Raw genomic sequence first — 8113 nt, 5'->3', positions numbered from 1 at the left:
CCCCTTCGAGAACCCCACCCCCTTCTCCAACCTGTTCGAGATCTTCCTGATCCTGGTCATCCCGTTCTCGCTGACCCGCACCTTCGGCCTGATGGTCGGCAGCGTGCGGCAGGGCTACGCGATCCTCGCCGCCATGGCCGCCATCTGGCTCGGTTTCACCGCCCTGATGACGGCGGCCGAGTTCAGCCACCACGGCCCGGCGCTCCAGGCCGCGGGCGGCGCCATGGAGGGCAAGGAGGTCCGCTTCGGCGTCGGCGGCTCCGCGCTCTTCGCCGCCTCCACCACGCTCACCTCCACCGGCGCCGTGAACTCCTTCCACTCCTCCTACACCGGGCTCGGCGGCGGGGTGGCCATGCTCGGGATGATGCTGGGCGAGATCGCGCCCGGCGGCACCGGCTCCGGGCTGTACGGCATGCTGATCATGGCCGTGATCGCGGTGTTCCTCGCCGGTCTGATGGTCGGCCGCACCCCCGAGTACCTGGGCAAGAAGATCGGCGCGCGCGAGATGAAGCTCGCCGCCTGCTACATCCTGGTCACCCCCGCGCTGGTCCTCGTCCTCACCGCGGCCTCGCTGGCCCTGCCGACCCCGCCGCACTCCATGCTCAATCCGGGCGCGCACGGGTTCTCCGAAGTGCTGTACGCCTTCACCTCCGCCGCCAACAACAACGGCTCGGCCTTCGCCGGGCTGAACGCCAACACCGACTGGTTCAACACCACCACCGGGCTCGCCATGCTGCTCGGCCGCTTCCTGCCCATGGTGTTCGTCCTCGCGCTGGCCGGCTCGCTCGCCGCGCAGCGGCCCGTCCCCGAGAGCGCGGGCACCCTGCGCACCGGCAAACCCCTGTTCGCGGGCCTGCTGGTCGGGGCGATCCTCATCGTCACCGGCCTGACCTACTTCCCGGCGCTGGCGCTGGGACCGCTCGCGGAGGGGCTGTCATGACACATCCCCGTACCGACGAGCCGACCCCTCGCACCCACCACCCAGAGGCCGCCATGTCCACACTCACTCCCACCCGCGCGCCGCACGACGAGGCGGCGGCCGGGGACCCGTCCGGCGGGGGCCGGGTCGGTGCGGGCCTGTTCGATCCCCGGCAGTTGCTGAGCTCGCTGCCCGACGCCTTCCGCAAGCTCGATCCGCGGGTCATGGTCAAGTCACCCGTGATGTTCGTGGTGTGGATCGGCTCCGTGCTGACCACGGCGTTCTCGCTCACCGACCCCACCGACTGGTTCGGCTGGACGATCAGCGTCTGGCTGTGGCTGACCGTGCTGTTCGCCAACCTCGCGGAGGCGGTCGCCGAGGGCCGGGGCAAGGCGCAGGCCGACACCCTCCGCAAGGCCCGGGCGGACACCGTTGCCCGCAGGCTGACCGGAACCGCCGAGGAGCACGTCTCCGGCACCGAGCTGCGCGTCGGTGACCTGGTCGTCTGCGAGGCGGGTGACGTGATCCCCGGCGACGGCGATGTCGTGGAGGGCGTCGCCTCGGTGGACGAGTCCGCGATCACGGGCGAGTCGGCGCCGGTCATCCGGGAGTCCGGGGGCGACCGGAGTGCTGTCACGGGCGGCACCAAGGTGCTCTCCGACCGGGTCGTCGTCCGGATCACCACCCGGCCGGGGGAGACCTTCATCGACCGGATGATCAAACTGGTGGAGGGCGCGGCCCGGCAGCGCACGCCCAACGAGATCGCGCTGAACATCCTGCTGGCCTCGCTCACCCTCGTCTTCCTGCTGGCCTGCGCCACGCTGCCGCCGTTCGCCGCCTTCGCGGGCACCCGTCTCACGATGGTCGTGCTGGTCGCCCTGCTGGTGTGCCTGATCCCCACCACCATCGGCGCCCTGCTCTCCGCCATCGGTATCGCCGGGATGGACCGCCTGGTCCAGCGCAATGTGCTGGCCATGTCCGGCCGGGCCGTGGAGGCGGCCGGTGACGTCTCGACCCTGCTGCTGGACAAGACCGGCACCATCACCCTCGGCAACCGCCGGGCCGCCGAGTTCGTGCCGGTGGGCGGCGCGGGCGAGGCCGAACTCGCGGACGCCGCCCAGCTCTCCTCGCTGGCCGACGAGACCCCCGAGGGCCGTTCCGTCGTCGTCCTGGCCAAGGAGGCGTACGGCCTGCGTGAGCGCCACCAGGGCGAGCTGGCCGGTGCCGAGTGGGTCGCGTTCACCGCGCAGACCCGGATGTCCGGCGTCGACGTGGACGGGCGCAGTGTCCGCAAGGGCGCGGCCGCCTCGGTGCTGCGCTGGGTGCGCGAACAGGGCGGCACGGTCGCCGACGACACGGAAGCCGCCGCCGACCGGATCTCCCGCGCGGGCGGCACCCCGCTGCTGGTCGCCGTGCGGGACGGCCGGGGGGCCCGCGTACTCGGCGTCGTCCACCTCAAGGACGTCGTCAAGCACGGCATGCGGGAACGGTTCGCCGAGCTGCGCCGGATGGGTATCCGGACCGTCATGATCACCGGGGACAACCCGCTGACCGCCAGGGCCATCGCGGAGGAGGCCGGCGTCGACGACTTCCTCGCGGAGGCCACCCCCGAGGACAAGATGGCCCTCATCAAGCGGGAGCAGGCGGGCGGCAAGCTCGTCGCCATGACCGGGGACGGCACCAATGACGCCCCCGCGCTGGCCCAGGCGGACGTCGGCGTCGCCATGAACACCGGCACATCGGCCGCCAAGGAGGCCGGCAACATGGTCGACCTGGACTCCGACCCGACCAAGCTCATCGAGATCGTCGGGATCGGCAAACAGCTCCTCATCACCAGGGGCGCGCTGACCACGTTCTCCATCGCCAACGACGTGGCGAAGTACTTCGCGATCATCCCGGCGCTGTTCGCCGCCGTGTATCCGGGGCTCGACCGGCTGAACATCATGCGGCTGGCCTCGCCCGACTCCGCGATCCTCTCGGCCGTCGTCTTCAACGCGCTGGTCATCATCGCGCTGGTCCCGCTCTCCCTGCGGGGGGTGCGGTACCGGCCGGTGAGCGCCGACCGTCTGCTGCGGCGCAACCTCGCCGTCTACGGCCTCGGCGGACTCGTCGCGCCCTTCGTCGGCATCAAACTCATCGACCTGCTCCTCTCCTTGATCCCCGGGATCGGCTGACCATGAACACCTCCCTCACCGGCAAGATCCGGTCCCTGGGCGCGGGCCTGCGCGCCCTGCTCGTCCTCACCCTTGTCACCGGCGTCCTCTATCCCCTCGCCGTGACCGGCGTGGCCCATCTCCTCCTTCCCGGCCGGGCGGGCGGCTCCGAGGTCCGGGCGGACGGACGGGTCGTCGGCTCCTCCCTCATCGGGCAGTCGTACACCCTGCCGCTGAAGAAGGGCCAGGAGACGGCGGCGCCGGACCTCAGGTGGTTCCAGGGGCGTCCGGCGGCAGGGCTCGGCACCAACACCGAGAACACCCGCTACCACCTGCTGCTGTCCGGTGCCACCAATCTCGCCGCCGACAACAAGGTGCTGGTGCGACGGGTGGAGGCCGCCAGGGCCGCCGTCGTCCGCGACAACTCCGTGCCCGGCCGTCCGGTGAGCCCGGCCGACGTCCCCGCCGACGCGGTCACCTCCTCCGGCTCCGGCCTCGACCCGGACATCTCCCCGGAGTACGCCCGGCTCCAGACGAACCGCGTCGCGGCCCGGAACCACCTGCCCGTGCCGGAGGTGGCCCGGCTCGTCCACGACCACACCGAGGGGCGCACCCTGGGCTTCCTGGGCGAGCCCCGCGTCAACGTGCTGGAGCTGAACATCGCGCTCAGGGAACTGGCGGCCCGGCGCTGAACCGCCCCCGCCGTGTCCGGAAGCCGCACCTGGACCGCCGACTCCCGCCCCGATGCCGTAGGTTGCTGCCGTCGGTCCACTGAGGCGTACGACAGGAGGGCGCGCGTCCATGACACGGGTGCTCGTGGTGGAGGACGACCCGCAGCTGGTGCGGGCCCTCGTGATCAATCTCCAGGCCCGCCGGTACGCCGTCGACGCGGCCCCGGACGGCGCCACCGCGCTCCGGCTCGCGGCCGACCGCGGGCCGGACGTGGTCGTGCTCGACCTCGGCCTGCCCGACATGGACGGCGCCGACGTCATACGGTCCCTGCGCGGCGGCCGGAGCCGGGTGCCCATCCTGGTCCTCTCCGCCCGCCAGGCGTCCGAGGAGAAGGTCGCCGCGCTGGACGCCGGGGCCGACGACTACGTCACCAAGCCGTTCAGCATGGACGAGCTGCTGGCCCGGCTCCGCGCCGCCGTCCGCCGCACCGAGGCCGGCCGGGCGGCCCCGGAGACCACCCTGGTGCGGACGGCGGACTTCACCCTGGACCTCGCCGCCAAGAAGGCCGTGCGCGACGGGCGTGACGTCCGCCTCACCCCGACCGAGTGGCATCTGCTGGAGATCCTCGTCACCAGCCCCGGCCGGCTGGTGAGCCGGACACACCTGCTGCGCGAGGTCTGGGGGGTCTCCCTGAGCGACCGGACGAACTATCTGCGCGTCTACATGGCCCAACTCCGCCGCAAGCTGGAGGCGGACCCCGCTCACCCGCGCTACCTGATCACGGAGCCGGGCATGGGCTACCGTTTCGAGGGCTGAGCCCCGAACGACGAGAATCATGTCATCGCGCTGGAGTCCGGATGGGTGAATGATGTCACTCGGACTGGTCACGCCCGGATCTTCGCACTGAGTATGCTCGTCCAATGTTGTCGGTCGACAACTTGTGACGGCGGGCGGCATGAGCGGAGCGGAAGGGCGGGACCATGGTGACGTCACGGGCTGATGCCGATGAGCTGAGGCCGGTGACCGCAAGCGGGCTCGACGCGGACTGGGACGAGCGACGGCCGTCCGTGCTCCTGGTGGAGGACGACGCCGGCGACGCGCTGCTGGTCGAGGAACTGGTCGCCGACAGTGCCCTGAAGATGCGGCTGCGCTGGGTGCGCACGATGGCCGAGGCCGCCGGGGTGCTCGCCACCGAGCGCCCGGACTGCGTCCTGCTCGACCTGCACCTGCCGGACGCGAGTGGCCTCGAAGCGGTCTCCCTGGTCAAGGCGCACGCCGACCGGGTGGCCATCGTCGTCCTCACCGGCCTCGCCGAGGAGCAGACCGGGCTCGCCGCGGTGACCGCCGGCGCCCAGGACTACCTCGTCAAGGGCCGCGTCGAACCCGAACTCTTCGGCCGCGCCGTCCGCTACGCGATCCAGCGCAAGCAGGCCGAGCAGTCGGCGGTGGCGCTCCAGGCCAGCCTGATGCAGGCCCAGGAGAACGCCCGCCTGGAACGCGGCCTGCTGCCCCGCCCGCTGCTGCGTGCCGACGGCGTCCAGGTCGTCGCCCGCTACCGCCCCGGCCGCGCCCAGGCCCTGCTCGGCGGTGACTTCTACGACATCGTGCAGAGCGGGGACGGCACCGTACACGCCCTGGTCGGGGACGTCTCCGGGCACGGCCCGGACGAGGCCGCCCTCGGTGTCGCCCTGCGGATAGCCTGGCGCACACTGGTCCTCAGCGGCATCACCGGCGTCGAGCAGGTGGCCCGCCTGGAGGAGATCCTGGTCGCCGAGCGCGCCCGGGACGAGGTCTTCGCCACCCTGGTCAGCCTGTCCGCCGTACCCGGCGAGCACCGGGCCACCGTGGTGCGGGCCGGACACCACGGGCTGCTCCGGCGCGGCACCCGGGAAGTGGACTGGGTCGAGGTGCCGGGCGGGCCAGCGCTGGGCCTCATCCCCGGCGGCGCCCGCTGGCCGACCGCGGAGCTGCCGGTGCCGCCGGGAGCCTCCGTCGTCCTCTTCACCGACGGTCTCTTCGAGGGGCACGTCAGCCGGGGCCCGCAGCGCCTCGGCGAGGAGGGGCTGCTCGAACTCGCCCGCGAGGCGGCCGGACTGGCGCCCGACGAGTTCGTGGACCGGCTCATCGGCGAGGCCGAGGGACTGGCCGAGGAACAGGGCGGACTCGCGGACGACGTCGCCGTCGTCCATGTGAGCTGGAACTGAGAAACGTGAGACGAGGGAAGCGAGTGGGACGCGTGAGTGACGAGTCGGTACGGAGCACAGGGTGAAGAACCTCGCGGGCAAGCCGTGGACCGGGCGCCGCCTGACCGTGCAGGGCTGGTTCTACCTCGTGCTGTCGCTCATGAGCCTCCTGGTGCTGCTCGGCACCGTGGTGGGTGCCACCCTCCTCAACCGCACGGCCGTGGCGACCGACTCCCTGCTGCGGGGAGTACAGCCCGCCCAGACCGAGGCGTACCGGCTCCAGTCCGCCATGGTCAATCAGGAGACCGGCATCCGGGGTTACGCCATCACCGCCGACAAGCGCTTCCTCAAGCCCTACACCGAGGGCAAGAAGAGCGAGTCGGAGTCCGCGGCGCGGCTGCGCCGGCTGGTCGCCGACCAGCCCGAGCTGCGTGACGACCTGGCCGCGGTGGAGCGCCAGGCGGCCCAGTGGCGCCTCAACTACGCCGAACCGCTCGTCGCCTCCGTCACCCCCGGCAAGCCGAAGTCCGTCGACCTGCGGACGGTGGAGAACGGCAAGAACGACTTCGACAGGCTGCGGAACAGCTGGGCCGACCAGAACGCGCACCTGACCCGCGTGGTCCGGGACGGCAACGCCCACATCGCCCACGAGCGCACCCTGCGCAACTCCGTGCTCGCCGCCATGGTCGCCGCGTTCCTGCTGACCGGCGTCACGCTCGCCGTCTTCGTGCGCCTCCTCGTCACCCGGCCCCTGCAGCGGCTGCGCACCGCGTCCCGCCGGGTCGCGGGCGGCGACTTCGATCACGTCATCGAAGGCGGCGGACCGGCCGACCTGACCGCCGTGGCCCACGACGTGGAGGAGATGCGCAGGCGCATCGTGTCCGACCTGGACGCCTCCCACGCCCAGCAGCGCATCCTCACCACCCAGGCCGCCGACCTGGACGCCCAGGCGGTCGAACTGCGCCGCTCCAACGTGGAACTGGAACAGTTCGCCTACGTCGCCTCCCACGACCTCCAGGAACCGCTGCGCAAGGTCGCCTCCTTCTGCCAGCTCCTGGAGAAGCGGTACTACGACAAGCTGGACGACCGCGGGCGGCAGTACATCGACTTCGCGGTGGACGGCGCCAAGCGCATGCAGGTGCTCATCAACGACCTGCTCACCTTCTCCCGCGTCGGCCGGCTCACCGACGACCGCGTGCCCGTCGGGCTGGAAAAGGCGCTGGAGAAGGCGATGCTGAACCTCGACGCGGCCGTGGAGGAGTCCGGCGCCCGCGTCGAACGGCCCCAGGAGATGCCGGAGGTGGTGGGCGACCCGACCCTGTTCACCATGCTCTGGCAGAACCTGATCGGCAACGCCCTCAAGTTCCGCCACCCCGACCGCGCCCCGCAGGTCACCGTCACCTGTGAGCCCGATCCGGACGAACCCGGCAGCGTGCAGCTGAGCGTCTCGGACAACGGCATCGGCATCCCCGGCGAGTTCGCCGACAAGGTCTTCGTCATCTTCCAGCGACTGCACAGCCGGGACGCCTACGGTGGTACCGGGATCGGCCTGGCCCTCTGCAAGAAGATCGTCGAACATCACGGTGGCCGGATCTGGCTGGACACCGAGTACACCGGCGGCACCCGTTTCCGCTTCACCCTGCCCGTGGCGACCGCCCCGGACGAGACCGGCACCCCCTGCGAGGAAAAGGCCCTCACATGACGACCCCCGACGGCACCCCGATCGATGTCCTCCTGGTGGAGGACGACCCCGGTGACGAGCTGATGACCCGGGAAGCGTTCGAGGACAACAAGATCGGCAACACCCTGCACGTGGTCCGTGACGGCGAGGAGGCGCTCGACTTCCTCTACCGGCGCGGCGACCACACCGGCGCGCCCCGGCCCGACCTGATCCTGCTCGACCTCAACCTGCCCAAGTACGACGGGCGTCAGGTCCTGGAGCGCATCAAGTCCGACCAGGACCTCGCGGACATCCCGGTGGTCGTCCTCACTACCTCGGCGGCCGAGGAGGACATCCTCCGCAGCTACCGGCTGCACGCCAACGCGTACGTGACCAAGCCGGTCGACCTCGACCAGTTCATCGCGGCCGTCCGGCAGATCGACGACTTCTTCGTCCAGGTGGTCCGCCTGCCCCGGCGGCGGTGAGCCCGGAACGCGAAACACCCCCCGACCGGCCCGGTCGGGGG

At 71.4% G+C, this 8113-nt stretch carries 7 protein-coding genes; all 7 read left to right on the top strand.

Going from position 1 to position 8113, the window contains the following annotated elements:
• The coding region (gene kdpA / locus CCN33_RS02425) for a potassium-transporting ATPase subunit KdpA (protein WP_086690562.1) at nucleotides 1-940 on the top strand (940 nt) is incomplete at its 5' end.
• A gap of 53 nt (nucleotides 941-993) precedes the next feature.
• A complete protein-coding gene (gene kdpB / locus CCN33_RS02420) occupies nucleotides 994-3093 on the top strand; it encodes a potassium-transporting ATPase subunit KdpB (RefSeq protein WP_086690560.1) in 2100 nt (699 codons plus the stop codon).
• Nucleotides 3094-3095: 2 nt separating this feature from the next.
• Nucleotides 3096-3764, top strand: a complete 669-nt coding sequence (locus CCN33_RS02415) for a potassium-transporting ATPase subunit C (RefSeq protein WP_086690558.1) — start codon at nucleotides 3096-3098, stop codon at nucleotides 3762-3764.
• A gap of 109 nt (nucleotides 3765-3873) precedes the next feature.
• On the top strand, nucleotides 3874-4560 hold the full coding sequence (locus tag CCN33_RS02410) for a response regulator (RefSeq protein ID WP_086690556.1): 687 nt from the start codon (nucleotides 3874-3876) through the stop codon (nucleotides 4558-4560).
• Between the two features lie 164 nt (nucleotides 4561-4724).
• Entirely contained in the window at nucleotides 4725-5948 is a 1224-nt protein-coding gene (locus tag CCN33_RS02405) for a PP2C family protein-serine/threonine phosphatase (protein ID WP_086690554.1), read from the top strand.
• Nucleotides 5949-6087: 139 nt separating this feature from the next.
• Nucleotides 6088-7629: a sensor histidine kinase gene (locus CCN33_RS02400; protein WP_086690566.1), complete on the top strand. Its 1542-nt coding sequence runs from the start codon at nucleotides 6088-6090 to the stop codon at nucleotides 7627-7629.
• Complete coding sequence (locus CCN33_RS02395) at nucleotides 7626-8072, top strand: response regulator (protein ID WP_086690552.1); 447 nt, start codon at nucleotides 7626-7628, stop codon at nucleotides 8070-8072. Before CCN33_RS02400 ends, CCN33_RS02395 begins: the two co-directional genes overlap by 4 nt.
• Nucleotides 8073-8113 lie beyond the last annotated feature (41 nt).

Source organism: Streptomyces recifensis, assembly GCF_002154615.1.
GTDB lineage: Bacteria > Actinomycetota > Actinomycetes > Streptomycetales > Streptomycetaceae > Streptomyces > Streptomyces griseoluteus.
Note: the sequence above shows the minus strand (reverse complement) of the source record. Positions and strands in the feature narration are given on the sequence as shown.